Annotated in this window: 19 protein-coding genes and 2 pseudogenes; 10 read left to right on the forward strand and 11 right to left on the reverse strand. The window is 62.3% G+C overall.

Annotated elements, in window-relative coordinates:
• The first annotated feature begins 46 nt into the window (after nt 1-46).
• The 7 genes from BMW66_RS15940 (at nt 47) to BMW66_RS15970 (ending at nt 6,416) form a co-directional block, all read left to right on the forward strand.
• Nucleotides 47-1,075: a replication initiator protein A gene (locus BMW66_RS15940; protein WP_093119932.1), complete on the forward strand. Its 1,029-nt coding sequence runs from the start codon at nt 47-49 to the stop codon at nt 1,073-1,075.
• A complete protein-coding gene (rfbC, locus tag BMW66_RS15945; protein ID WP_093119933.1) occupies nt 1,075-1,644 on the forward strand; it encodes a dTDP-4-dehydrorhamnose 3,5-epimerase in 570 nt (189 codons plus the stop codon). The genes BMW66_RS15940 and rfbC overlap by 1 nt, the downstream gene beginning before the upstream one ends.
• Nucleotides 1,641-2,735 carry a dTDP-glucose 4,6-dehydratase gene (gene rfbB, locus BMW66_RS15950; RefSeq protein ID WP_093119935.1) on the forward strand — a complete coding sequence of 365 codons (1,095 nt, stop codon included), beginning with the start codon at nt 1,641-1,643 and terminating at the stop codon, nt 2,733-2,735. The genes rfbC and rfbB overlap by 4 nt, the downstream gene beginning before the upstream one ends.
• Nucleotides 2,736-2,954: 219 nt before the next feature.
• Nucleotides 2,955-3,818 carry a dTDP-4-dehydrorhamnose reductase gene (gene rfbD, locus BMW66_RS15955; RefSeq protein WP_093119937.1) on the forward strand — a complete coding sequence of 288 codons (864 nt, stop codon included), beginning with the start codon at nt 2,955-2,957 and terminating at the stop codon, nt 3,816-3,818.
• Nucleotides 3,815-4,693 carry a glucose-1-phosphate thymidylyltransferase RfbA gene (rfbA, locus tag BMW66_RS15960; protein ID WP_093119938.1) on the forward strand — a complete coding sequence of 293 codons (879 nt, stop codon included), beginning with the start codon at nt 3,815-3,817 and terminating at the stop codon, nt 4,691-4,693. The genes rfbD and rfbA overlap by 4 nt, the downstream gene beginning before the upstream one ends.
• Nucleotides 4,694-4,772: 79 nt before the next feature.
• Nucleotides 4,773-6,113: a DUF2793 domain-containing protein gene (locus tag BMW66_RS15965; protein ID WP_175483274.1), complete on the forward strand. Its 1,341-nt coding sequence runs from the start codon at nt 4,773-4,775 to the stop codon at nt 6,111-6,113.
• A gap of 12 nt (nt 6,114-6,125) precedes the next feature.
• Nucleotides 6,126-6,416 (forward strand): hypothetical protein, encoded by a 291-nt coding sequence (locus BMW66_RS15970; RefSeq protein WP_093119941.1) that lies wholly within the window; start codon nt 6,126-6,128, stop codon nt 6,414-6,416.
• A 3-nt stretch (nt 6,417-6,419) separates the two neighbouring features.
• Here the strand turns inward: BMW66_RS15970 and BMW66_RS15975 are convergent, their stop codons facing one another.
• From BMW66_RS15975 to BMW66_RS16015, 9 genes are all read right to left on the reverse strand, one after another.
• On the reverse strand, nt 6,420-7,154 hold the full coding sequence (locus tag BMW66_RS15975) for a sulfotransferase family 2 domain-containing protein (RefSeq protein WP_093119942.1): 735 nt from the start codon (nt 7,152-7,154) through the stop codon (nt 6,420-6,422).
• Nucleotides 7,155-7,182: 28 nt separating this feature from the next.
• Nucleotides 7,183-8,598, reverse strand: coding sequence for a mannose-1-phosphate guanylyltransferase/mannose-6-phosphate isomerase (locus tag BMW66_RS15980; RefSeq protein ID WP_093119943.1), 1,416 nt, complete (start codon nt 8,596-8,598; stop codon nt 7,183-7,185).
• Nucleotides 8,599-8,656: 58 nt separating this feature from the next.
• Nucleotides 8,657-9,469: a hypothetical protein gene (locus BMW66_RS15985; protein WP_217639326.1), complete on the reverse strand. Its 813-nt coding sequence runs from the start codon at nt 9,467-9,469 to the stop codon at nt 8,657-8,659.
• 32 nt (nt 9,470-9,501) lie between these two features.
• Nucleotides 9,502-10,698 carry a sulfotransferase family 2 domain-containing protein gene (locus BMW66_RS15990; protein WP_175483275.1) on the reverse strand — a complete coding sequence of 399 codons (1,197 nt, stop codon included), beginning with the start codon at nt 10,696-10,698 and terminating at the stop codon, nt 9,502-9,504.
• 141 nt (nt 10,699-10,839) lie between these two features.
• Nucleotides 10,840-11,877 (reverse strand): sulfotransferase family 2 domain-containing protein, encoded by a 1,038-nt coding sequence (locus tag BMW66_RS15995; protein WP_175483276.1) that lies wholly within the window; start codon nt 11,875-11,877, stop codon nt 10,840-10,842.
• 20 nt (nt 11,878-11,897) lie between these two features.
• Nucleotides 11,898-14,405: a glycosyltransferase gene (locus tag BMW66_RS16000; protein WP_175483277.1), complete on the reverse strand. Its 2,508-nt coding sequence runs from the start codon at nt 14,403-14,405 to the stop codon at nt 11,898-11,900.
• Nucleotides 14,392-15,405, reverse strand: coding sequence for a GDP-mannose 4,6-dehydratase (gene gmd / locus BMW66_RS16005; RefSeq protein ID WP_093119950.1), 1,014 nt, complete (start codon nt 15,403-15,405; stop codon nt 14,392-14,394). The genes BMW66_RS16000 and gmd overlap by 14 nt, the downstream gene beginning before the upstream one ends.
• A 275-nt stretch (nt 15,406-15,680) precedes the next feature.
• Nucleotides 15,681-20,939 (reverse strand): S8 family serine peptidase, encoded by a 5,259-nt coding sequence (locus BMW66_RS16010; RefSeq protein WP_093119951.1) that lies wholly within the window; start codon nt 20,937-20,939, stop codon nt 15,681-15,683.
• A gap of 170 nt (nt 20,940-21,109) precedes the next feature.
• Nucleotides 21,110-22,297, reverse strand: a complete 1,188-nt coding sequence (locus tag BMW66_RS16015; RefSeq protein WP_093119962.1) for a nucleotide sugar dehydrogenase — start codon at nt 22,295-22,297, stop codon at nt 21,110-21,112.
• A 260-nt stretch (nt 22,298-22,557) separates the two neighbouring features.
• Between BMW66_RS16015 and BMW66_RS16020 the strand changes: the two genes are divergently transcribed.
• The 3 genes and pseudogenes from BMW66_RS16020 to BMW66_RS16030 all read left to right on the forward strand — a co-directional run.
• The gene (locus tag BMW66_RS16020) at nt 22,558-22,857 is read left to right on the forward strand and encodes a hypothetical protein (protein ID WP_139196195.1); all 300 of its coding nucleotides are present in this window, start codon (nt 22,558-22,560) and stop codon (nt 22,855-22,857) included.
• A gap of 322 nt (nt 22,858-23,179) precedes the next feature.
• Nucleotides 23,180-24,350 (forward strand): annotated as a pseudogene (locus tag BMW66_RS16025) (IS5 family transposase).
• Nucleotides 24,351-24,389: 39 nt separating this feature from the next.
• A pseudogene (locus BMW66_RS16030) lies at nt 24,390-24,640 on the forward strand (integrase core domain-containing protein); the annotation flags it as partial.
• On the opposite strand, the gene BMW66_RS20095 reads toward BMW66_RS16030, so the two are convergent.
• Together BMW66_RS20095 and BMW66_RS20400 are read right to left on the reverse strand one after the other, a co-directional pair.
• Nucleotides 24,632-25,171 carry a hypothetical protein gene (locus tag BMW66_RS20095; protein ID WP_139196196.1) on the reverse strand — a complete coding sequence of 180 codons (540 nt, stop codon included), beginning with the start codon at nt 25,169-25,171 and terminating at the stop codon, nt 24,632-24,634. The pseudogene BMW66_RS16030 and the gene BMW66_RS20095 sit on opposite strands and share 9 nt — an antisense overlap.
• A gap of 267 nt (nt 25,172-25,438) precedes the next feature.
• On the reverse strand, nt 25,439-25,815 hold a 377-nt coding region (locus BMW66_RS20400), incomplete at its 5' end, for a calcium-binding protein (protein ID WP_483880073.1).

Raw genomic sequence — 25,815 nt, forward strand, 5'->3', positions numbered from 1 at the left:
CCGAAAGATTCGGGCCGTGAAAACGGAACCGGGCAGGCAGGTGAGAATGGCAGGTGGTGTAGCAGGCAGCGGCGGGCTTTTGCCGGATCGGCATCCGACGGGGGATTTCTTTGTTTGCGGAATTTTCGATGCCAGCCCCAAGGATGATCTGGCCAGCATGGAGCATCCGGTCTTCTCGCTCGCGACCCGGCCCGACCGGCGCATCCTGCGGTATGAACGGGGTGGAAAGACGGTGGAGGTCATCCCGAGCGTGAAGGGCAGGGCGACCATCCACGACAAGGACATCCTGATCTATTGCGTCAGCCAGCTCATGGCGGCGATGAACGCCGGCCAGGAGATTTCACGCAAGTTGCAGATCAAGGCCTATGACCTTCTGGTGGCGACCAACAGGGACACCTCCGGCGATGCCTATGCGCGGCTTCGCGAGGCCTTCGAGAGGCTGGCCGGTACGCGGATCACCACCAACCTGGAGACAGGCGGTCTGCAGACGACCAGCGGGTTCGGTCTGATCGAAAGCTGGGAGATCGTGCGGCGCTCGCGCGGGGGGCGGATGATCAGCGTGTCGGTAACCCTGTCGGAATGGCTTTTCCGCGCGGTCGTGTCGAAATCCGTGCTGACGCTCAGCCGCGATTATTTCCGCCTGCGCAAGCCCTTGGAGCGGCGCCTCTATGAGTTGGTCCGCAAGCATTGTGGCCGTCAGCGGCACTGGCGTGCCAGCGTGACCACCCTGCATGCCAAGTCCGGCTCCACCGCGCCGCTCAGGGTGTTTCGCGCCGCATTGCGACGGATGATTGCCGAGGCGAGCCTGCCCGATTACCACCTCGAAGAGGTGCCGGGCGACATCATCGCCTTTTCCCGGCGGGATCAGGTGGTGGACGGGGATGGCCCGCTGCTGGCGCCCGGCACCCTTGAGGCGGCGCGCGCCCTGTGCCCCGGGGTGGATGTCTATGCGCTCGAGGCCGAGTGGCGAAGCTGGTGGGCCGACACCGGCCGCAAACCCCTCAAGAGCGCGGATGCCGCTTTTCTGGGGTGGGTCAAACGGCGCCGGCCCGGTGCCGGCGGAAAGGCGGGCTGATGGAGGTGATCGAGACCGCGATCCCCGAGGTGAAGATCCTCATTCCCGTGCGTCACGGCGATGCGCGCGGCTTTTTCTGCGAGAGCTGGAATGCCCGGCGCATGGCCGAGCACGGGCTTGATCTGACCTTCGTTCAGGACAACCATTCCTTCAGCCGGGCCGAGGGTACGGTGCGCGGGCTGCATTACCAGACGCCGCCCCATGCGCAGGGCAAACTGGTGCGCTGCGGGCGGGGGGAACTGTTTGATGTGGCAGTGGATTTCCGCCGGGGCAGCCCGTCTTTCGGCCGCTGGGTCGGGGTCGAGTTGAGCTTTGAGAACGGCCGCCAGCTCTGGATTCCGCCGGGGTTCCTGCATGGATTCGTGACCCGCGCGCCCGATACCGAAATCCTTTATAAATGCACCGATTTCTATGCCCCCGAATGCGATGCCGCGGTGCGCTTCGACGATCCCGAAATCGGCGTGGACTGGGGCATCGCCCCGGAGCGGGCGCTGGTATCCGGCAAGGATGCCGCCGCGCCTCGCTTGTCCGAGGTGGCCTCGCCCTTCGTCTATGAGGGCGGGACATGAAGCTGCTGGTGACGGGCGGGGCGGGGTTCATCGGCTCTGCCGTGGTGCGTCTGGCGGTGGCGCGGGGGCATGAGGTGGTCAATCTCGATGCGCTGACCTATGCCGCCTGCCTAGCCAATGTGGCATCGGTGGCGGAGCATCCGGCCTATGCGTTCGAACAGGCCGATATCCGTGATTTCAAGGCGTTGGAGGAGATTTTCGCCCGCCACGCGCCGGATGCGGTGATGCATCTGGCCGCCGAGAGCCATGTGGATCGCTCCATCGACGGGCCGGGCGCCTTCATCGAGACCAATGTGACCGGCACCTATCACCTGCTTCAGGCGGCGCGGGGGTATTGGGAAGGGCAGGGGCGGCCCGGGGGCTTTCGCTTTCACCATATCTCCACCGATGAGGTCTACGGCAGCCTGGGCGAGACGGGGCGCTTTACCGAAGAGACGCCCTATGCCCCCAATTCCCCTTATTCGGCCTCCAAGGCCGCCTCTGACCACCTGGTGCGCGCCTGGGGGGAGACCTACGGGCTGCCGCAGGTCATCACCAACTGTTCGAACAACTACGGGCCCTATCATTTCCCCGAAAAACTCATCCCCGTGGTCATTCTCAACGCCTTGGCAGGCAAGGAGATTCCGGTTTACGGGCAGGGGCTGAACGTGCGCGACTGGCTCTATGTCGAGGATCACGCCGACGCGCTTTTATGCGTGCTGGAAAAGGGCAGGGTGGGGCGGTCCTACAATATCGGGGGCGACAACGAGCTGCGCAATATCGATCTGGTCAGGATGATCTGCGCGATCCTCGACCGGCTGCGGCCGGCAAAGCGTCCCTATTCCAGCCTGATCCGCTTTGTCGAGGATCGGCCCGGGCACGATCTGCGCTATGCCATCGACCCCACCCGGATCGAGACGGAGCTGGGCTGGCGGCCCTCGGTGACGCTGGAGCAGGGGCTGGAGAAGACGGTGCGCTGGTATCTCGACAACGAGGCGTGGTGGCGCGCGCTTCTGGAGCGGGAGGGCGTGGGCGAGCGGCTTGGCACCGCGGCGCGCGGTGGTCGCGGGCCAGCGCAACACCCATCCCCCGAATCGGGGTTAACAGGCTGAAACAGGGACGAAATCGCCATGCGGTATCACGTCGGTAAAACGTCGGTATAGCGTCGGTGCCGGACACCGCCCGGGGCCGGGATTAACAGGGCGCGCGGTCATCTTTCGTCAACCTTCGGCGGTTGGGTTCGCATATTGAACCGCGCCATTGCGGTTCCGCTTTGCCGGCCGATGGCCTAGGCTGCGGGCAAACACGATCAGGGGGCACAGGCGGCAGGCATGAAACTTCTTGTCTTTGGACACAGCGGGCAGGTGGCGACGGAGCTTCGGGCGCTGGCGGGGCCGGATCTGGAGGTGGAGGCCCTGAACCGGGAGGTGGCGGACCTGTGCGCGCCGGAGGCCTGCGCGGCCATCGTGGCGGGCACAAAGGCCGATGCGGTGATCGTTGCGGCCGCCTATACCGCGGTGGACCGCGCCGAGGAAGAGGAGCCGCTGGCCGCGGTGATCAACGGCGCGGCCCCCGGTGCGATGGCGCGGGCGGCGGCGGCGCGGGATCTGCCGTTCCTGCATGTCTCCACCGATTACGTGTTCGACGGGCGCGGCGCGGCGGCGCACCGTCCCGACGATCCGGCCGCGCCGATCAACGCCTATGGCCGGACCAAGCTGACCGGGGAGGAGGCCGTGCGCGCCGCCGGGGGGCGCCATGCGATCCTGCGCACGAGCTGGGTGTTTTCGGCGCATGGGTCCAATTTCGTGAAGACCATGCTGCGCCTGTCGGAAAGCCGCGACAGCCTTGCCATCGTGGCCGACCAGATCGGCGGGCCGACCCCGGCGCGCGATATTGCCGCCACGCTGGTGACGATGGCCCGCGCGATGGCAGCGGGGCAGGGGGGTGGCACCTATCACTACGCGGGCGCGCCGGTCACGAGCTGGGCGGGTTTCGCGCGCGAGATCTTCGAATTGGCTGAGAAAAAGGTCAAAATTTCTGACCTATCTACGCAAGACTACCCGACACCGGCGGCTCGCCCGCTCAATTCCCGGCTCGACTGCGCCACGCTGGCGGCCGATTTTGGCATACCCCCTGCCGACTGGCGGGGCGGGCTGGCCCGCGTCATCGCGGATCTGAAACAGGAAGGCACATGACACAGCGCAAGGGCATCATCCTGGCCGGGGGCACCGGCACGCGGCTTTACCCGATCACCATCGGCATCTCCAAGCAGCTTCTGCCGGTCTATGACAAGCCGATGATCTTCTATCCGCTGTCGGTGCTGATGCTGGCGGGCATCCGCGAGATCGCGGTGATCACCACCCCGCAGGACCGCGACCAGTTCATCCGCACCCTTGGCGACGGGGCGCAATGGGGGCTGAAGCTGAGCTATATCGAGCAGCCCTCGCCCGACGGGCTGGCGCAGGCCTATCTTCTGGCCGAGGATTTTCTGGCCGGCGCGCCCTCGGCGATGGTGCTGGGGGACAATATCTTTTTCGGTCACGGGCTGCCCGAACAACTGGCCGCCGCCGATCGGGAGGGGCCGGGGGGAACGGTCTTCGGCTACCGGGTGGCCGATCCCGAACGCTATGGCGTGGTGGATTTCGACATCTCCGGCGGTGTGCGCGGGATCGTCGAGAAGCCGGAACAGGCGCCCTCCCCCTATGCGGTCACGGGGCTCTATTTCCTTGATGGCAGCGCGCCGGAGCGGGCGCGGGCGGTGCGCCCCTCGGCGCGCGGCGAGCTTGAGATCACCTCCCTTCTGGAGATGTATCTGCGCGAGGGGCTGCTGCATGTGCAGCTCATGGGGCGCGGTTATGCCTGGCTCGATACCGGCACGCATGGCAGCCTTCTGGATGCGGGCAATTTCGTGCGCACCCTGTCCGAACGGCAGGGCCAGCAGGTCGGCTGCCCCGAGGAAATCGCCTGGAGCCGGGGCTGGATCGGCGATGCGCAGCTTCGGGCGCGGGCCGAGATCTTCGGCAAGAACGGCTATGGCGCCTATCTGCGCGGGCTTCTCGGCGAGGGCTGATCGGGGCGCACGGTGGTCTCAGGCTTTCTTCACGTTCGGCGCTTACCTCTGGGGGTTGCCGATTTCGCGAGGAAGTCCGATGTCCGAAAATTCTGCCGTTCTGGCGCTGCCCTATATTCAGCCGTCGCAGGCCCAGAAACACGTCACCCACAACGAGGCGCTCAAGGTGCTGGATGCGCTGGTGCAGATGGTGGTGAGCGCCCGCGACCAGAGCGATCCGCCCGCCGCCCCGCAGACGGGGGACCGCTTTCTCCTGCCCGCGGGAGCGACCGGCGCCTGGGCCGGGCAGCCGGCGGGCACGCTGGCCTGTTACGATGGTGTGGCCTGGATGTTCATGGCGCCGCAGCCGGGCTGGCGCGCGCATGTTCTGGCCGAGGCGCGGGCGGTGACCTATGACGCGGCTGAGGGCTGGTGCGACAGTTCGGCCGAGACGCTGGAGCTGGCCGGGCTGGGGGTGTCGGCAAGCCCCGACGCGGTCAACCGGCTGGCGATTTCCTCGCCCGCGACGCTGTTCAATCACGCAGGCGCGGGCCATCAGCTCAAGCTCAACAAGGCGGCGACGGCGGAGACCGCCAGCCTGTTGTATCAGACGGATTGGTCGGGGCGGGCCGAGATGGGGCTCAATGGCGGCGACGATTTCTCGGTCAAGGTATCGGCCGACGGCACCGCCTGGACAGAGGCGCTGCGGATCGCGGCGGCCAGCGGGCAGGTCACGGGCGCGGCGGTGCAGGCCGGCGGCCATGACAGCACCGCGGGGCGGCTGCTGACGGCGGGGGCCTTCGGCTGGGGGGAGACCGGCGATCTGCATGACCTGACCGATCTCGACGCGCTTGACACCGCGGCCGGGCTCTATCGGTACCGGCTGGGCGATACCGCCAATATCGCCTCGCGTCCGGCGGGGATCTCCAACTACGGGTTGATCCGGGTGGAACGCTATGATTCCGGGCGGTGCAGGCAGACGATCACCGATGCCCTGTCGCCCAGCCGGAGCTTTTACCGCATGTCGCACCCGTCGACCGGCTGGGAGGGCTGGCGCGAGCACTACACCTCTGCCTCGATTCTGGGCGGGGTGTCGCAATCGGGCGGGGTTCCGACCGGCGCGGTGATCGAGCGGGCGTCGAACGCCAATGGCGCGTACGTGCGCTTCGCCGATGGCACGCAGATCTGCATGTCGGGCCAGATGCTGGCGGATGTGACCGTCGCGGCCGGGGCGATCTTTCGCTCACCGCCGGTGACCTGGGCATTTCCGGCGGCCTTTTCCGCCGCGCCCGCGTTGATGCAGGGCCGGCAGAACCATTCCACCGCCTACTGGACAGTGCCCGGCGTGACCACCACCACCAGCGGCGAGGCCTGCGCGATGTCGTTCCAGTCGATCACCTCGCGGGCGGTCAGTCTCGTGGCCCTGGGCCGCTGGTTCTGAGGAGGACGCAGAATGCAGATCACCCTGACCCCGATTCGGATGGACGCCATTCTGGAGCTGGACCGCGCCGGCGACATGCTGATGGTGAACGGTGCGGCGCATGATTTCTCGGACATCCCCGAGGGCGGAGAACGCGCGGCCGAAGATGTGGGCTGCCCGTTCATCGCCGGGCCGGTGCGCCGCCTCGGCGGGACGCTGATCCTGACGATGCTGCGCCCCTACGGACCCGAGCACCGGGCCGATCCACCCGCCCCCGTCACGCTGGAGCCGCAGGACGGCGCCGTGCCCCTGCCCGAAGCCTGACGCTCAGGGCCGGGGAAACAGGCGGCGGGCGTATGCGTGCAGCGCCACATCCGAAGCGTTGAGCTCGGCCAGGCGCCCCAGCATCTCGGGGGTGAGCTGCGCGCACACGCCGTCATCGTCATCGGCGCTGTTGCGCTTGGGCAGTTCTTCGGGCCGGCCCCAGCCGAAGCGATCGACCAGAACCTGCACGTCGCTTTCGTAGGTTTCGGAAAAGACGATGTGGTCGAATTTATCGATGTTGCGGCAGGCAATCTTGAGCGCCACCGGGTCATACCCGGCCACCCGCCGCCCCGAGAGCTGGTAGGTGGCGAAGTTCAGCAGCCCGGGGTTCTTCTCCGGCGTCTCGATGAATTCCGACAGGTCCCCCGACACCTTGCCGCCTCGCAGAAAGTGCCGGTAATGGCTGATGAACCGGCCGAGGCCCTCGCGCAGGCAGAGAAGATAGAACATCCCCTCCATGCGCTCGAAATCCTTGGTGATACGGCCCTCGTTGGCAAAGAAGGTGCAATCCAGATCGTCGATGAAGCGTTTCTGCTCTGCCAGCGGCCATTCCCAGAACCTGATCCAGCGCGCATCGTTCTTGAGGCCGGTATCCTCTGGATGGAGGGGGATGGCATTGGCATTGGGTTCGGGCAGACGCACCCGATCGTTCTGTCGCCGCGCCAACCCCACGAGCGAGGTGCCGGCGCATTTCTTGACATGCATGAAGTAGATGCGCGGGTGGTCCGTAGCGGTCATGATTGGTCCTCTGGTTGGGGGCGAATCCTCAGTTCCGCGCGTAGACGTCTTCGTAGCGGATGATGTCGTCCTCGCCAAGATAGGTGCCGGTCTGCACCTCGATCAGCACCATCGGCACCTTGCCGGGGTTTTCCATCCGGTGCACCGCGCCGAGCGGGATATAGATCGACTGGTTCTCGCTGAGAAGCTGCACCTTGTCGTCCACGGTGACCCGGGCGGTGCCGGCCACGACGATCCAGTGCTCGGAGCGGTGGACGTGGCTTTGCAGGGACAGGGCGGCGCCGGGGTGGACGTGGATGCGCTTGACCTGGAAGCGGTCGGACAGGATCAGCGTCTCGAACCAGCCCCAGGGCCGGTGGTCGACGGGAAACTGCTGGGCCTGCTTGGCGCCGCGCTCCTTGAGCGTGGCGACCGCCTTCTTGACGTTCTGGCTGTCGGACATGTCCGCGACCATCACCGCGTCGCGCATCGCCACCGCCACCATGTTCTTCAGGCCGATGCCGACCAGCTCTATCTCGTCGGATTCAGAGCGCAGCAGGGAATGCTCGCAGTTGAAGGCCGTGGCATTGTCCGACAGCGCGTTGCCGTTGTCGTCCTTGCCGGTCTCCTGCCAGACCGCCTCCCAGCTTCCCAGATCCGACCAATGCCCGTCAAAGCGCACCACGCTGACGTTGTCGGCCTTCTCCATCACCGCGTAGTCGATCGAGATATCGGGCACCGCCGCCCAGGCCTCGGGGTCGATCCGGGTGAAGCCGAGATCCATCCGCGCGGCGGCGACGGCCTGTTCCACCGGCTCGAACACATCCGGGGCATGGGCGCGGAACGCCTCGATCATTGTGGCGGCGGTGGACAGGAAGACGCCGGCGTTCCACAGGTGCTTGTGGTCGGCCAGAAGCTCCTGCGCGGTCTGCTTGTCGGGCTTTTCGATGAAACGTTCGAGGACATGCACGCCGGGATGGGTTTCGGCCCCCGCCTCGAGCCAGCCAAATCCGGTTTCCGGGCGGGTGGGGGCGATGCCGAAGGTCACGATCCGGCCCTCGCTTGCCGCCGGGACCGCGGCGAGAACCGCCTCGCGGAACTTGTCGGGGTCGGTCACGGCGTGATCGGAGGGCACCAGCAACATCAGCCTGTCGGGATCGGTGGCGGCGACCGTCAGCGCCGCGGCGATGGCGGCGGGCGCGGTGTTGCGCCCGTCCGGCTCGATCATCACGCTCGCCGGGGCGATATCGCAGGCGTCAAGCTGTTCGGTGACGATGAAGCGGAAACTGTCGCCGGTGACGATCAGCGGCTCTGCGAACCCGTCGCCGGAAAACCGCTTGGCCGAGGCCTGAAACAGGCTGTCCTCTCCGAGGATGTCGGTAAACTGCTTGGGATAGCTCTTGCGGGACAGGGGCCACAGGCGCGTGCCGGACCCGCCGCAGAGAAGGATGGGGGTAATGGTCATGGCGATAACCTCTTTTCGGTCAATCAGGTGCTTTCGGGACAATTCCATTTCTCAAGCGTCAGGCAAGACCCTTCGACTTGAGCAGTCGATACTCTTTCGAGTCTTGCAAAAATACTTCGAAGGCTTCCTTGCTCTCATAACCTTGAAACCGCAATATATTCAATTCCGAGGGCGCTCTGCCAAGGTGCTTTCGGAAGGCTGCGATGACTGTCTGGCGGGGCAGGCGGAGGCGTTCGATTTCATCGAAAAGCGCGGGAGAATAATGCCGGAACTGGCGCAGGTCGCGGTCCCCGTGAACGCCGGATTTGTGCAAGGCCTTGACCGTTTTCTGCTCTATTTTTTGGCCATCCACTTCTGCGATGGCCTGCGCGATGCGGTCGGTATCTGGCTCCGCTTCGGGATCGAAATAGCGGATGGTGCGTTGCAGTTCTCCGTGGGGGTCATCAAGGAAGGTGCCGTAATTCAGCACGAGCTGATCCTGAGCGAAGGGTGAGTGCACCCATTTGTTGACGAAGTCCAGATAACGCGAGAATTGGTTGCTGACGAATTTTCGGAAGGAGAGCACGCTGTCCTCATTGCCATTGCGCACGAACAATTCGAAGTTGGATACGACGGAAGGGGCAAAATCGCGATACTGAATAAGGTACTTTTCCCCCTCCAGCTGCGGTACGGAAAGATCGAAATCATGGTTCTTGGTTAGCATGATGCGTCCCGCATGCTTGCAGGGGATCTGCTTGCAGCAGGTAGAGATGTCCTCGACCGAAGGCTTGCCGGAGTGGAAGTTACAATACCCGAAGCTTTTACCGAAATAGAGCTTCAGAAGCCCCACCAGCATGCGGTGACCGCTGCGGGGCCAACTGATTCCGATCACGGGAGTCATCATGGTTTACCGTTTCCTCAATACTATGTGTCGGTTTTGAAGGCGCTGTCGATATAGCTCTTGCACAGATCGTAAAGCCGCTGATCCCATTCCGAGTAGCGGGTCAGAATATCCTGCTGCTTCGGGGTTAGCGCGTCCAGAGCCTCGGATAGGGTATCGGAACTGTTGGTGGTGTTCAGGCGGTTGTCGTTGATCTCTGTCAGGATGCCCTTGTGCTTCAGGCGGTCCAGAAAGGCGGGAAACTCCTCCAGCAAACCGAATTCGGTGGTCGGGGCGAAACAATGCTGGCAGGCCGTGCGGAAGACTTCTGCGCGACTGGTGGATGCAATCCCGGCAATATGGGTTGTCTGCGCATTGTCGATTCCCTTGATGGGGTTGGACGGGAGGGCCGCTTCATCGAGAAACGCCCCGAAAGACATGTTTTTCTCTGTCACCAGCGTATGGAGCGGATGTTTCTCGGATTTATGGAGAAACTTATAGAAGCTGTATATCCGCGCCTTCGGGTCCCGCAGGACAAACAGGTAAATATAATTCCGCCGCAGCAACTCATGCACGCCATAGCTCATATGACCGTAGATCAAGTCGATCTTTGCTCGCAGGTCCGCCGGTATCTCTTTGAACGCGGCCATTTCCCTGAAAGCATACCCGAAGCGGCCCGCGTAATTGTCCGCCAAGAGCTTGTTGAAACTCGATCCCGCGGTTTTGGGAATATGCAGGTGAATCACGACGGGATCGGCGCTTTGCTCTGGGGAAGGGGGCACCAGCCGGGCGTATCTTCTCTGAAATTCGGGTGAGAGGATCAGCTTTTTGCCCAGGGTATCGAGATCGGGCAAATCCAGCTTGTTCTGGATCGCCTTCGGCTCTTCGGGCTTGCGGCCCAGGATAAGCTTATAGGCGCGGACGACATCGCCGCGCTTCACCCCCTCGCCGGAACTGGTGATCTGGCCTTTTTCGCCTGCCCGAGCATCCTGCGGCTTCGGTTGGGCCATCAGCCGGACGTACCTTTTCCGGAATTCGGGAGAGGTGATCAGCCTTTTCCCTAGGGCTTCGAGATCGGGTTGATCGAGTCCATTGCGCGCCTCCGGCCCTTCAGGCTTCCGGCCGAGGATAAGCTGATAGGCGCGGGTGACATCACCCTGTTTCACGCCGCCGCCGGAACTGGCATCCTGACTTTTCTTGTATGCCGGATCATTCTGCGGCTTCGGGGAGGTATTGCTCATCGACATCCCCCCATGGGGACGCTGATCGGTAAACTTTGCCGAAGTTGAAAACTCACGATGCGGGGCTCCTGCGAAACTCCAGAATACTATCGTTCTCTCGAAGAAATGCCTCGCGACTCGGGCGAAACAGATAAAGGGGTGTCATCGGAACAATTCGCGCGCACGAGTATAGAACAGCTGGTCGTAGTGGACCAGTTCCTCCATACCGGCACGGGTTTCCGGAGTGGGGCGCTGTTTCTCGATCTTTCGCATGCTCGGATTGGTTTCCATCAGATCGTCCAGCACCTGATGCTTGCGCAATTCGGCGGGTGGCGCGTAATTCAGCGTTTTGGCCAGCCGCTCGACATCCTCGTCATAGCGATCCATGAAGCCGATGAAGGTAAACTTCTCAAGGTTGCGCAGGGCTTGTTCCAGCATCTCGTCCAGCGTGATGTTCCGCCACACAGGATCGGATTGCGCGTGTGCGACCTGCGGGACATCCGAGAAATAGCGCACAATGGAATTGTCGATCGCGGGATGTGCCCGAATTGTGGGATGCGCAAAATAGGCATCGATGTCGTGCTCATTGGCCCACCGAGGCAGTTGCAGGTTATTTTTCTCGATGATTTCCGGCGCATGGGCGCGATGGAAATTGTACAATGAGATCAGCCGGTCCATCGGATCGCGCAGAAATGAGATCAGCCGCTTCGCTCCCGGGATCAGAGTGGTGGAATAATAGTCGAAATGCCCCGAGAACCCCAGTTTGGAGGCCAGTTGAGCCACTGGAGATTCGTAAAGCCTGTTGAAGCGTTCGGGGTGCATGTTCTCGGAGCCGAGCCATTGGCCCAGAAGATGGTGCAGCGTGGTGCCACCGCATTTGGGGACATGCAGGAACACCACCCGTTCCGTAGCGCAGGGCCAGAGCGGCGGCATGTTGAATGCGTCCGCTTTGCTCGTTAGCGCCACTGGCATGGTGGTGTTCCCGGCTGCTTTGAACTGGGCATACCTATGTGCAAATTCGGGAGATTTCAGAAAGTTATGCCGGATACGTCCAATTTTGGTTCCAGCCTCGCGCTTTCGCATCAATTCCGCCGCACTTGGTCGACGACCGAGAAAGAGCTCGTAAGCTAGTGTAACCTCGGAATCTGTGAGTTCTCTGGAATTCGATCCGGGCGACGCCTGATGGTTGCTGTCTTGCATAGTAATCGGTCCCCTGTCGCTCAGAGCGTCTTCATGATCTCGTCGAGCCGGGCCCGGTAGCGTTTCGCGATGGCGGCGGCGGAGAAATTCTCCTGCACATTGCGCCATGCGGCCTCGGCCTTTTGCGTGCGCGCCGTCTCATCGTCATGGACCGCGCGCATCTGGCGCACCGCGTCCGCGTGATCGGGCTCTGCCCATTTCTGCCCGGGCCGCACGAAGATATATTCGTCCGGCTCCAACGCCACCTCCTTGTAATCCACAAGCCAGGCCGTGTCGTCGGAGCAGAAATCCATGTTGCCGGAATAGGCGGTGGCCACCACCGGCACCTTGAGGTTCATCGCCTCGATCATGCCAAAGCCCCAGCCTTCGGATTTGTGCAGCGAGATATAGCAGTCGCTGCCCGCCTTGAGCCGCAACAGATCCTCGTATTTCAGGGTCTCGTCGAGAATGCTGAAGCGGTCGTCGCCCGCGATCACCGCGTCGACCTCCTCCCATATTTTCTCTTGCACCGGGTCGGTGACCTTGGTGCGGTTCTGGGTCTTGATCACAAGCCGCACGTCCTGCACCCCCTCGAAGGCATCGCGGAACGCCTTGAGCGTGCCCACCGGGTTCTTGCGCTGCACGAAGGAGAAGCTGTCGAAGGCCACGAGAAAGACAAACTCGTCCCCCTTGAAGCCGAAGCGGTCGCAGACGAAGCGGCGCGCGTCCTCGCGTTCGATCTCGGGCAGATGCTCGAAGCACATGCCGACATTGGTGACCGGGCGGCCCCCATTATGAGGATCATAGATCTGCACGCCATAGTCGGTCGAGACCCAGATTTCGTCCAACAGCTCCATACCGAGGAAGTGGCAGGCGGCGGGCGTGTCGAGTTCCCAGAAGAAATACCCGATATTGTAGGCGCCCGAGAAGACATCGGGGGCATAGGCATAGATGAGCGGGATCGACTCGGCGTTCAGATGGATGAGGTTGATTTTCGCGCGTTGCCAGTCCGACAGTTGTCCGGTGCTGGAAAACCCTTCCGGGGCGGGGTTGTCGAGCCCGAAATTCACCGGATTCACCCGGTAGCCCGCATGGTCGAGAACCGCCGCGGAAAGCCGTGTGGCCTGCCCGAGGCCCGAGGCCTTCTTGAAGGGGCCGATGAGCTGAATCTCGGCCTCATCTTCTGTTTCGACCGGCGGCAGCATCGCCGCCTCGAACCGATGGCCGTGGGTGTCGGTCGTCACAAAGGCGCCGGTTTCAAGGTCGAAACCGCGCAGCCGCAGCATATCGGAAAACAGAGCCCGGTCGAGAGGGGCCGAGTCCGGCGCCACGCCGAGGTCCGCGACAAAGCGCGCCATCGGGCTTTGCTCTGTCTCGTCGGGCTCCAGCAACTCCGATACCTGGTCTGAGGGCAGGTATCGCAGGTAGTCGGGCCGCTGTACGGCCATCACCAGAAGCGCCAGAAGCAACCTGCGCCGCCCGTCCTCCGTGTCCAGATTGAGGGTCGATAGCCCTTCGGTCTGAGCGTGCTTTCGAATCATGAACGCGGTTAGTGGCCAGGGCTGATCGGCGCGGGACGGAGGAATGGCAGACAGCAGGTCGATATAGGTCTGCGGGACGAGCACATCCTCGCAATGCAGCGCTTTGGCCTGGTCGATCGACCACCAATAGACCGCCCAGAGCACCCAGTCGGAATTGTTGAAATCCATCGAATGCAGGATGGGCGGCACGCCCATCAGGAAGGACCAGTGGATCTGGGTAAAGCTGTGCCGCACGCCGCCGATGACCACGGGCATGTTGAGCCAGTCAATCATCTCTCGTGACATCGGCACACGCAGCCCCTTGCGCAGCGGGCCATAGCCCGCGATATACCAGCTGAGGAAATGCGCCACGTTCTCCGGATCCTCCTGAATCGGGAAGGGCGTATCGAGCTTGTAACGGTAGCGAACATATTCCGCGTAGGCCGTCATCGGCGCGGGCAGGGCGCCGCCATGGATGTAGTCGGTTGCGGCGAACATCTCCGCATGCGGTGCGAAGGGCGGGGATCGGTGCGGTGGCGGGTGCTTGCGCACCACGTCCACCAGATCGGCGAGCGCCTCAAGATCCCCGTAAAGCAACTCCTGCAACCCGCGCGTGGCGGGCTTCCCCGATGGGCGCGACGTGCCGTTCACCTCGGGCAAGGTTTCCTTGGGGATGCGGAAACGGCCGAGGTTGAAGCCGTTGCCGCCCAAGGTGCGCAATCGCACCACGCCGCCCTGCTCAGCGATGGAGCGCAGCATGGAATCACTCAGCGGGATGCAGAAGCCGTGATTGCCATTGCCGATCCCGGCAGCCTTCAGGTCGCCACGATACATGTTGGCCGTGGCCTGTGTCACCAACCCCTTCGCGGTATAGACCCCGACGGTAAGATGCTGTCCGGGCTGGCCATCGCTACGGGCGACCCAACCCAGAATTTCGCCGTTCTGAAATCCATCGACATGCCCGCGGAAACCGCGGAAACCGTGAACGACACTCCCCAGTTTCCTGCGAAGCCCGTTATGCCAGTTCATCATAATCAGCCTGGGCCATCATCTCTGCCAGCTGACGAATATTGACCTTTGATTCCCAGCCGAGCTTTTCGCGCGCCTTGGTGGGATCGCCGATCAGAAGGTCGACCTCTGCGGGGCGGAAGAATTGCGGGTTCACCCGCATCACCAGCTTGCCGGACTTGCGGTCGGTCGCGGTCTCAGCCTCTCCCTCGCCTTCCCAGACCAGATCCATCCCGAGCGCCTCCGCGGCGAAGGTGAAGAAATCGCGGATCGTGGTGGTGGTGCCGGTGGCCAGAACGTAATCGTCGGCGTCATCCTGCTGGAGCATCCGCCACATGCCTTCGACATAGTCGCCGGCAAACCCCCAGTCGCGTTTGGCATCCATGTTGCCCAGCTCGACCGGCGCATCGCCCCCTCGGGCGATGCGGGCCAGTCCCATGGTGATCTTGCGGGTGACGAATTCCTTGCCGCGCAGCGGGCTTTCATGGTTAAACAGAATGCCGGAGCTGGCATGCATGCCAAAACTCTCGCGGTAGTTCATGGTGATGTAGTGGCCATAGACCTTGGCCACGCCATAGGGCGAGCGCGGGTAAAGCCGCGTGGTCTCGCTCTGCGGCACTTCCTGCACCAGACCGAACATCTCGGAAGTGGAGGCCTGATAGAAACGGGTCTCGGGCGTCAGCGTGCGCAGCGTGTCGAGGATGCGCACCACGGCCATCCCGTCCACATCCGCGGTATAGATCGGCAACTCCCATGAAGCGCCGACAAAGCTCTGCGCCGCGAGGTTGTAGAACTCGTCGGCCCGCACCTTGTCGATCGTGCGGTAGATATTGTTGCTCTCGGAGAGATCGAACTCGTGCAGCGTCACGTCATTGGCGACGCCGAGCTTATCGAGGCGGCTGAGCGTGGGGTGCGAAATGCGCCGGACGCCGCCGTGAACCTCATAGCCTTTCTCAAGCAGAAGCTGAGCGAGATAGGCGCCGTCCTGTCCGGTAATGCCGGTAATGAATGCTTTTTTCATGGTGCCGATAAATCCTGAAATTGTCGAGAAAGACACACGGTCGAGTTCGCCAGAGTGATACGCGAGGGTCGCCTGATCTTCAACGCCTTAATCGGCGCCGGGGGCAGCATTGCGGCACGGCACTGGCGCCGTTTTCGGGGCCTCGAAAGGGGTAGGGCGATACGATGCAATGCCCGGAACCGTGCCGCCGGTCGCTCTTTGGTCATGCCCGCCGGGATCAAGAAAAATGGCCGGGCGATGCCGGCCATCTTCATGCGGTTTTTCACGGGCTGTCTTCAGAAGAGGAAGTCGTCGGCCGAATAGTCCAGACCCACCCCGACCTGATTGAAGTTCACGCCGTTCAGCAGGATGCTGTTCACCCCGTCCACGATCTGGGCCGTACCACCGTTGTTGACCAGGTGGTTGTTGAGAAGATCGTTGAAATCCGTGATGTTCGTCACCCCGATCAGGTTGATGACCTCGGCATCGTTGCTCTGGAAGTCGGTCACGACATCCTGACCGAAGCCGTCCGCGAAGTCGAAACGGTCCGCGCCCGCGCTGCCGGTCAGCGTGTCGTTGCCGCCGACACCATTGAGCGTATCGTTGCCGGCGCCACCATGAAGCTTGTCATCGCCGGCATTCCCGAACAGCCGGTCATCGCCATCGTCACCGATCAGCGTGTCATTGCCCGTGCCGCCATGAAGCGTGTCATCGCCGACGCCGCCGCCCATCCAGTCCTTTCCGTCTCCTCCGACCATCCAGTCGTTGCCGGTCCCGCCATCGAGGTTGTCATTGCCCGCGCCACCATCGAGGGTGTCGTCGCCGCCCCGACCGCTCAGGACATTGGCGGTATTGTCGCCGGTCAGATTGTCCCCGTAGTTTATGGAGCCGAAGACCCGCTCGATCGAGATCAGCGTGTCGTTGCCATCGGCGCCGCTCGCGGTGCCGGCGGCGAGATCGACCGTCACGGCGCCCGAGGCGTTGGAATAGTTCGCGGTGTCGAAGCCGGCGCCGCCATCGAGCTGGTCATCGCCGGCCCCGCCGATCAGCCAGTCGTCGCCGCCACGCCCGCTCAGGACATTGTCGGCGGCGTTGCCGATCAACGTGTCCCCGTAGTCCTTGGAGCCGAAGACCCGCTCGATCGAGATGAGCGTGTCATTGCCATCGGCGCCACTCGCGGTGCCGGCGGCAAGGTTCACCGTCACGGAACCCGAGGCGTTGGAATAGTTCGCGGTGTCAAAGCCCGTGCTGCCATTCAGCCTGTCATCACCGGCGCCGCCGATCAGCCAGTCGTTGCCCGCCTGGCCATTGATCGAATCGTTGCCATCGCCCCCCTCGAGAAGGTTGCCGTCGCTTGAGCCGAAGATGATGTCGTTTCCGCCGCCACCCAGGGCGTTCTCGATCGAGATCAGATGGGCATAGATCGTGCCGCCGATCCTGGCCGTGCCGCCCCCAAGGTCGATTTTCCAATCGTCAGAGGCATTGTAGGTCCAGTCGGCGGTATCGTTTCCGGCCCCGCCGTCGAGCGTTTCGTTCGGACCGCCAAAGCCCTGCGACAACAGGTCGTCGCCGTCGCCGCCGATAAGGTGATCGGTGCCGCCACCGCCCAGAAGCGTGTCGTTGCCTCCACGCCCGTACAGGACGTTGTCACCGCTATCCCCGGTCAACGTGTCCCCGTAGTCCTTGGAGCCGATGACCCGCTCGATCGAGATCAGCGTGTCGTTGCCATCGGCGCCGCTCGCGGTGCCGGCGGCGAGATCGACCGTCACCGCGCCCGAGGCATAGGTATAGTTCGCGGTGTCAAAGCCCGCGCCGCCATCGAGCTTGTCATCGCCGGCCCCGCCGAGCAGCCAGTCGTCGCCGCCACGCCCGCTCAGGACATTGTCGGCGGCGTTGCCGATCAACGTGTCCCCGAAGCCGATGGAACCGAAGACCCGCTCGATCGAGATGAGCGTGTCATTGCCATCGGCGCCGCTCGCGGTGCCGGCGGCGAGGTTCACCGTCACGGAGCCCGAGGCGTTGGAGTAGTTCGCGGTGTCAAAGCCGGTGCTGCCATTCAGCCTGTCATCGCCGGCCCCGCCGACCAGCCAGTCGTTGCCCGCCTGGCCATTGATCGAATCGTTGCCATCGCCCCCCTCGAGAAGGTTGCCGTCGCTTGTGCCGAAGATGATGTCGTCTCCACCGCCACCCAGGGCGTTCTCGATCGAGATCAGATGGGCATAGATCGTGCCGCCGATCTTGGCCGTGCCGCCCCCAAGGTCAATTTTCCAATCATCGAAGGTATTGTAGGTCCAGTCGGCGGTATCGTTTCCGGCCCCGCCGTCGAGCGTTTCGTTCGGACCGCCAAAGCCCTGCGACAACAGGTCGTCGCCGTCGCCGCCGATAAGGTGATCGGTGCCGCCGCCGCCCAGAAGCGTGTCGTTGCCATCATTGCCGATCAGGGTGTTCGCCGAAGAGTTCCCGGTGATGCGGTCGTTTCCGGCGCTGCCATTGACGTTCTCGATACTGCTCAGGCTGATCGTTCCCGATCCACCCGGCGTATAGTTGAACGTACCGGTTGCCAGATCGATATCGGTCGTGCTTACCGAGATATTGGATACGTCGAGCGTATCCGACCCCGCATCGCCATTGATGCTGGCCCCGGGTCCGTCACCCCAGCCATTATTGAGAATGAAGGTGTCGTCGCCGTCGCCGCCGTGCTGCACGTCAACGCCACCCTGGCCTTCCAGGGTGTCATTGCCCGCGCCGCCGAACAGCGTGTCGTCGCCGCCGCCGCCGAAAATCTGATCGTCCTGGGATGTCCCGACAATGTTGTTGGCGTTGCCGTTCCCGTTGATGATGATCTCATCGGTGTTGCTGCTGCTGATGTTCCAGTCCTGGAAGGTCCAGCCCGAGATATCGAGATTATTGCCAAAGTCGACGTTGACGATGATCGTGTCATCCGACCCGGTATTGTTGTTGCCGTCGATCAGAAGATCGGTGGCGAACTCGGTCGATTGGTCGAGCTCCTTGTTGCCCAGTATGACGGTCTTGTCGATATCGGGGCCGTCGGCCGCAAACTCGATCTCCTGGATCGCGTTCACATTGAACATGCTCGAGCCGGATCCGAAATCATACGTCCCTGCGCCATCGAGCAGGATGCGGTTATGACCGCCGCCGCCCCAAAGAGTTTCTCCAATTTCCGCGCCCTGGCCGTTGCTGTAACGGAAGGTGTCGTTGCCGTCCTCGCCAAAGAGCGTGTCGTTGCCGCCGCCGCCTTCCAGCGTGTCATGGCCGGCGCCGCCGCGGATTTCCTCATCCGCAGCCCCACCAACGACCAAGTCATTGCCGCGGCCAGTGCTGAGGTAGACGCCGAAGCTGTCGCCGTAGATGGTGTCGTTGCCATCGCCGGTGAAGACCCGTTCGATATTCGAAACATTGGACATCGCCACACCGTCGATGACCGCGGTATTCCCGGCGAGATTGACCGTGCTGTTCGAGGTCACCGCCGCGGCGTTGAAGGTGTCGGTCCCGATGCCGCCGGCCGCCGTGGCCACATGGCCGAAGAGGCCCGCGTAATCCGAGAACTCATTGGTGAAGATGAACAGGTCGTCATTGGTTGCGGACCTGCCGCGGAAGGTCACGTCAAGGTCGTAGATCGTGATCGGCGAAACGCTGCCGTTGTCCTGATCGCGCAGGCGGACCGTCCAGTCGCCGGAGGCCAGCATACCGCGGAAGGACTGGCTGAAAAACTCCCACCGGCCAGAGCCGAACCCGCCCGCGGAGGTGCCGTCATTCTCGCCGACATTGTCGATCACGAAGGCGGTGGTGCCGTCCGGCGCGATCAGCTGAATCTCCAGATCGCCCAGATCGTCCCACGCGTTGAACCCGATGTCGATCTCTATGCTTTCGATGATGATGTCCGACGTGGCGGAAACGGTGAAATCGTTGTTGGCGTTGAACCCGCTCAACGTCATCGTGGTGTTCAGCTCATCGTGGAATTCGCTGGCCTCGTTGGCCGTGGTGTGGGTGGTTTCCCAGGTCTCCGCCAGCCGCACCGCGGCCAGACCGTCGATCAGGCCATAGCCGTAGTCGTTGGAGAAATGCAGCCCGCCACCGTTCCAGTTGTTGGCGCCGTTGAAGAACCAGGCGTATTCCTCCGAACCGCTGGTGCCGGAGCCGACATCCGTTCCGACATGGCGCGCCGAATAGGCGAGAATGTCCTGCACGTCACGCCAGCCCAGATTCGGGTTCGCCTCGAGCATGAGAGCGACCACGCCCGACACCATCGGCGCCGCCGCCGAGGTGCCGTTGAAGCCGAAGGTATAATCCCCTGACGAATAGCCGTCGCTGCCGGTGCGGTCGGTGGTCACCACCTGCCCCGGCGTGCCGAAGGCGGAGATCAGGACGTTGTTGCCGTGAGTGGAGTAGGACGAGACATCGCCATCCTGATCGACCGCCGCGACCGAGATGGTATGCGGGTTGGCGTTCCAGGAGGACGCGTTGGCATCATGTCCGGTATTGCCGGTGCCATCGGGGGTCGACGTGTTGCGCGAGTTGCCGGCCGATTTCACATAGATCGTGCCAAGCCCGCCGCGCCCCTGCGCCGCGCCATCGTCGAAGGCCTGGTTCAGGGCGTTCATGCCATCGGCGCCGCCAGTCGTCAGCGCCAGATCGAACCAGTTGTACTGATACATCGTCCCGTAGGACATGTTCATGATGTCGGCCTGATACCCACCGCCGCCACTCACGCCGGAGGCGTAGTTGGCCGCCCCGATCATCGTGTCCACAAGGGTATCGTTGATCAGATCGCCAACGCGGAACCCGAACTTGGTGGCGTCATAGGCCACCCCCACCGTGCCGTTGCCGTCCCGGTCCGAGGCGATGATCCCCATCACCGCGGTGCCGTGGTTGTCGCCCGGCCCCCCCGGGCTGGGGTCGGTGTCGTTGTCCCGGAAATCCCAGTCCTTGGCGATGGAATAATTATCGCCCAGATCGTGATGGCTGCGCTGGACGCTGTCATCCATCACTGCCACTTCGACACCGGCGCCGGTATATTGCCGGCCCGAACCGTCCCAGACCTGCGTCACGTTCAGATCGAACAGGCCCGCCGTGCCGTTGAGCAGGTGCCACTGGCTTGAGAACAGATCGTCCGAGGGCAGGGCCATTTTCGCCGAGTGCCCGGTGTCGGCGTCAGGCGCGTCATAGGTGACCGGCGCGCTGCCGTCATGGCGCCAGGCCATCGCGTCGCCGGCAAAGAGAGCGTTGAGCGAAGTCATCATGTCGGTGGCGCTTCGCTGGGTCAGGCCGCTCAGCTCTGCGGGCAAGGCATCGGCGCCGCCCATCTCCGCGCGGGCGGCCAGACCATCCTGAAGGGTGCCGCCGCGCGCATCCTCGCGCAGGCTGCCATCCATACGCTTGATGCTGCGCTCCTGTCGGGGGGCCTCGTCCCCCTCGCCCGTGCCATCCGCGAGAATGGCCTCCTCTGTCTCCCGAAGGGGCGTTCCGCTCTGATTGTCGGGCGCTTCTTTTGCAAGTTCAGCCGCGACTTTGGCAGAAAATGATGCATCCAGCATAATACTACACTCCACTAACCATGAGTTTCCCGCGCACGCACAGGACAAATGAAAATTGACCCACCTCGTTGAGGACGCCCAAACCGGCACGGGACGAAAATTAACGTAAGGTTAACGAGAAATGTGTGATTCTTTCAATATCTCATTTCACACTGAGTTCCACAGGCGGGTTATGGCCTGTCAGACATCTGCGCCCCCCCCGGCGGCGATCCGGTGTGTCGCGAGAGCCCGGCCACATCATCGAGGTCCGGGCTCTGGCGGTTGGCGACGATCAGGTCGCAATCGGCCTTGAAGGCGGCAAGATCGCGGATCACCCGGCTTCCGTAGAACTGCGGCTCTTCCATCGTCGGCTCGTAGACCACCACCTCGATCCCTTTGGCCTTGAGGCGTTTCATGATCCCCTGAACCGAGCTTTGACGGTAGTTGTCCGAGCCGGCCTTCATCACCAGCCGGTAGATGCCGACCCGCCGCGGCGCGCGGTCGAGAATGCGTTCGGCGATGAAATCCTTGCGGGTGCGGTTGGCATCGACAACCGCGCGGACAAGGTTTTGCGGCACATCGGCGTAATTGGCCAGGAGCTGCTTGGTGTCCTTGGGCAGGCAGTACCCGCCGTAACCGAAGGAGGGGTTGTTGTAATGGGTGCCGATACGCGGATCGAGCCCGACGCCTTCGATGATCTGGCGCGAGGCCAGCCCGCGCGACAGGGCATAGCTGTCGAGTTCGTTGAAGAAGGCCACTCGCATCGCAAGATAGGTGTTGGCGAAAAGCTTGATCGCCTCGGCCTCGGTGGATTGGGTGAACAGGGTCGGAATATCCTCCGCCTCCGCACCGTCCGTCAGCAGCGCGGCAAAACGATGCGCCCGCGCGCTGTCTTCGCCCACCACGATGCGGGACGGATAGAGGTTGTCATGCAGCGCGCGCCCCTCGCGCAGGAATTCCGGGCTGAAGATCACCCGGTCGGTGCCCAGACGTGCGTTCAGCTCGGCGGTGAAGCCCACCGGCACGGTGGATTTGATCACAAGGGTCGCCTCGGGGTTCAGCCGCAGCGCCTCGCCCACCACTGTCTCGACCGTGGACGTGTCGAAGAAATTCGCCACCGGATCGTAGTTGGTGGGCGTCGCGACGATCACGTAATCTGCCCCCTCCATGGCCGTTTCCGGGTCGGTCGTCGCGGTGAGATCGAGATCGCGGGTGGCGAGATAGGCCTCAAGCTCGGGGTCGATCAGCGGGCAGTGGCGCCGGTTGATCTCATCGACCCGTTGGGGATCTATATCCAGCGCCCGCACGCGATTGTGCCGGGCCAGAAGAACCGCATTGGACAGACCCACATAGCCGATCCCCGCCACCGCAATTGTCAGCCCTGCCATCGTGTTCCCCTGTGTTACGCCCGCCGCGACCCACCGTTACACCACAAGACACCCGGCTCAAACGGCAAAGCCGCGTGCCCGCAGGGAAATCCGGCGCGCCCCGTCCCCGCTTGTGATCGCGGCGGGCCGGTGGTAGCCTTGCCGGCGCGGGGATCGACGGGCGATACCCCGGAAAAGCGAGGCGTGTCATGGCCTTCATGGGATTTTCGGGCGGAATTGCACTGGCGTTATACTTGGGCGTTTCAGGGTGCATGATGACCGGGTCCGATGTGGGCACGGCGGACCCGGAACGCACCGACAGCATGGAAACCATCAGCATGAGCACAGATCAGAGCAGCGCGCAGGAGGGGTCGATCACCCTGACGGGCGAGGTGGTGCAGGGTGTCACCTGCCCGGCGATCCGGCTTGACGATGGCCGCACCGTCGCCCTGTCGCGGCTGCCGTCGGAGTTCCCCATCGGCACACGGGTGCGGGTGACGGGTTCGGGCTATGCCGGTTCGGCAAGCTGCATGCAGGAGGTGCTCGTCGTCACCGGCGCCGCGGCGGAATAGGCGGCGCGCGGGTGTCCTGGACCCTGCGCAACGCTCACCTACTCCCCCGAATCATCGTTAACAACTCATAAAGATTCAAAGCCGTCCGCCGCTCCCGAGGTGGCCGCTTGCCGCTGATAGTTTGATGGGCTGTCGTCCTTTAAAGCTTTTCGGGAGAAACTTGAATCTTAGGATTCCCAATGGGTTCTATTTGTGATTCATCGTGTTTAGCAGGCTGCTGAAAAACTCCTCCTCGACATGGATTTGAGTACATGATTCACCCTTTTCGGGTTACGAAGGGGGTGACGCTGCGTGGGACGGGACGGACGAGGCGAGCGGGGCGCTGTTCAGCTATGTGGACCTTGAAGCGCGAGTTCCAACGGGGCACCCGCTTCGCAAGATCAGGCAGATCGTGAATGACGCGCTGGTGAGCCTCGATGCCGGGTTCAACGCGCTCTACACGAAGGAAGGCCGCCCCTCGATCGCGCCGGAACGACTGATCCGGGCCAGCCTGCTCCAGATGCTGTTCTCGATCCGGCCGGAACGGCAACTCATTGAGCAGATGGACTACAACCTGCTGTTCCGATGGTTCGTCGGGCTCGGGATCGACGATACAGTCTGGGTCCCCACAGTGTTTACCAAGAACCGCGACCGGCTGCTGACAACCGACATGTCGCGCAAGGTGATGGCGGCGGATCCTGGCGCATCCCGAGGTTCGGCCGCTGCTATCGGACGAGCACTTCTCGGTGGACGGCACGCTGGTCAAGGCGTTCGCCATGGGTCTCCAACCGATGGCGACACCATGGCTCACCCTCGATGAAGAATTTCCAGCCCAAGGACAGCACGGCGCCGCCAGACGATGACAATCCCGGCGGGCCGCCGCCGCCAGTGACGAGACCTCCGCAGACACTAGCCAGCCCCAGCAGACAGAGACCCAGCCGATGCCCGACACGCCCCGCCAGAACCGCAACGCCGAAGTGAACTTCCGGGGGTGAGAAGCGCTCGAATGCAACTCATGCGTCCGTGACAGACCCGGATGCGCGCCTCTACAAGAAGTCGCCGGGTGCGGCGTCGATGCTGTGCTTCATGGGGCATACGCTGATGGAAAACCGGAACGGCCTGAGCTGACCCATGCCGACGGCCATGGCGAGCGCAAGGCGGCGCTGGAGATGATCAACCGCCACTCCCCGGGCTCGACCCGGCGCCTGACGCTTGGGGCAGACAAGGGATACGATAGCGCAGACTTTGTCGCCGAGCTAAGGCGGATGGTCGTGTCCCCGCATGTCGCACAGAAGGCCCGGCATTCCGCCATCGACGGACGGACCACCCAGCATCCCGGCTACGCCTTATCCCAGCGGCGGCGGAAGAAGATCGAGGAACCGTTCGGCTGGGCCAAGACCGTCGGCGGCATGGTGCAGACAGTTCACCGCAGCCTCGAAAGGGTCCGCGCGCAGTTCACAATGACCATGGCGGCCTGCAACCCCGCCAGGCTGCCGAAATTCCTGGCAGCCTGACAGCCGGAGCGGTGCCGGCGCGAGGTTTGCATCCGCAGATATCAGTGTGGGGTCACACTGGACTTCTCACGGCCCGGGAAACCCACCGATAACGGGTTCATCGAGGCCTTAACAGCAAGCTGAGGGCGGAGTGTCTCAACGCCCATTGGTTCATGAGCCTTGCAGATGCCCGCGAAAAGCCGGAGGACTGGCGCAGACACTACAACGAGGAAAGACCCCACAGCGCGATCGGATACAACGTCCCGATTGCAATGCACTATCCCGATGGCGTCACCAGCCCGTCATCGTGAAGCAGCCGGAAAAGTCCAGCTTCCGGCGGTCCAAAGATGGGGAGCAGCGCAAAACCCCAAGGACTCTCGAGGGACGACCGGGGGGTAGGTCAGAGCATGAAGCCAGATTACCCAAGCTTGTAAGACAAAATAGATGCGATTATTGGTACTCAAAAACTCACTAAGGCTGGAGGTAATATTGTTAACTTGGCGAGAAGGAGTGTGGCTCTCTTCAATATTAGTTTGAGGGTATCCGAATTCTGTATCAATAAAGTCTGCAATACTTAAAACAATTTTTTTTGATATCTCTCGAGCATCTTTGAACAAGAAATTTTCTTGAAGCAGAGCGCAAATAAGCAAATCCTCAAGAACATCAAAAACATTTGCCGAAAGATAGCCAACCTTCAGGAAATATTTTTTTCTCTCCATCTCAATATACCAGCTTACTTCAGGTTTTTTCTCCAGAATTATTGCGTGAACAAAATTATCAAAACTTGAAATATGAACTTGATCCATAATCAAATCCGCTGAATAATAATTATAACTATCCATAATTCCGTGAATCCTGCGTCCACGGGTAATATCCAATAATTCTAGTTAAGATTTTATAAACATAACGAACTCGCGTGTAGGGCCAACACTGATAGCATGACTGATCTCCCTTATGGATCGTTGCAATCCCACATCTGCCCATCAATGTCGGTGAGAGGTGATGATTCGCATCATCAGAGTGACAACAAGTCGTTCGTACGCGAGGGCATTGCAAGGCACTCCAGACCTACATCAAAACAGCCTTCGGCAACTTCAGCGCGGTTCAAGTCACCCGAAAAGAAAATCGTCTGCAGAAAGATTGGACGCATTGATACCGGTCAAGGTAACCGTATTCCCCGATCCGTCCTCGATCACTAAGTCGTGTCCTATCTGATTTGCGTGATCAGAGATTAGGTCGCTGAAATTCACGATATCGGAGAGCGCGCGGAGATCGATCACATCACCGTCACCTGAACCATCGAAGTCCGAAATCGTGTCCTGACCAAAGTTGCCGCGAAAAACAAAAGTATCGCTCCCGGCACCGCCAATCATGAGATCATCCCCATAGTCGTCACGGAATGTGTCGTCACCCTCTCCTCCGATCAGCGTATCGTCGCCCCACGCACCATTCAGCAGGTTGTCGCCGGAATTACCCACGATCCGGT

This window comes from Salinihabitans flavidus, from assembly GCF_900110425.1.
Lineage (GTDB): Bacteria > Pseudomonadota > Alphaproteobacteria > Rhodobacterales > Rhodobacteraceae > Salinihabitans > Salinihabitans flavidus.

Excerpts from the sequence above, each read along its gene's own strand:
- BMW66_RS15940 (WP_093119932.1), top strand. The coding sequence starts at position 47 with ATGGCAGGTGGTGTAGCAGGCAGCGGCGGGCTTTTGCCGGATCGGCAT.
- rfbC (WP_093119933.1), top strand. The coding sequence starts at position 1,075 with ATGGAGGTGATCGAGACCGCGATCCCCGAGGTGAAGATCCTCATTCCC.
- rfbB (WP_093119935.1), top strand. The coding sequence starts at position 1,641 with ATGAAGCTGCTGGTGACGGGCGGGGCGGGGTTCATCGGCTCTGCCGTG.
- rfbD (WP_093119937.1), top strand. The coding sequence starts at position 2,955 with ATGAAACTTCTTGTCTTTGGACACAGCGGGCAGGTGGCGACGGAGCTT.
- rfbA (WP_093119938.1), top strand. The coding sequence starts at position 3,815 with ATGACACAGCGCAAGGGCATCATCCTGGCCGGGGGCACCGGCACGCGG.
- BMW66_RS15965 (WP_175483274.1), top strand. The coding sequence starts at position 4,773 with ATGTCCGAAAATTCTGCCGTTCTGGCGCTGCCCTATATTCAGCCGTCG.
- BMW66_RS15970 (WP_093119941.1), top strand. The coding sequence starts at position 6,126 with ATGCAGATCACCCTGACCCCGATTCGGATGGACGCCATTCTGGAGCTG.
- BMW66_RS15975 (WP_093119942.1), bottom strand. The coding sequence starts at position 7,154 with ATGACCGCTACGGACCACCCGCGCATCTACTTCATGCATGTCAAGAAA.
- BMW66_RS15980 (WP_093119943.1), bottom strand. The coding sequence starts at position 8,598 with ATGACCATTACCCCCATCCTTCTCTGCGGCGGGTCCGGCACGCGCCTG.
- BMW66_RS15990 (WP_175483275.1), bottom strand. The coding sequence starts at position 10,698 with ATGAGCAATACCTCCCCGAAGCCGCAGAATGATCCGGCATACAAGAAA.
- BMW66_RS15995 (WP_175483276.1), bottom strand. The coding sequence starts at position 11,877 with ATGCAAGACAGCAACCATCAGGCGTCGCCCGGATCGAATTCCAGAGAA.
- BMW66_RS16000 (WP_175483277.1), bottom strand. The coding sequence starts at position 14,405 with ATGAACTGGCATAACGGGCTTCGCAGGAAACTGGGGAGTGTCGTTCAC.
- gmd (WP_093119950.1), bottom strand. The coding sequence starts at position 15,405 with ATGAAAAAAGCATTCATTACCGGCATTACCGGACAGGACGGCGCCTAT.
- BMW66_RS16010 (WP_093119951.1), bottom strand. The coding sequence starts at position 20,939 with ATGCTGGATGCATCATTTTCTGCCAAAGTCGCGGCTGAACTTGCAAAA.
- BMW66_RS16020 (WP_139196195.1), top strand. The coding sequence starts at position 22,558 with ATGATGACCGGGTCCGATGTGGGCACGGCGGACCCGGAACGCACCGAC.
- BMW66_RS20095 (WP_139196196.1), bottom strand. The coding sequence starts at position 25,171 with ATGGATAGTTATAATTATTATTCAGCGGATTTGATTATGGATCAAGTT.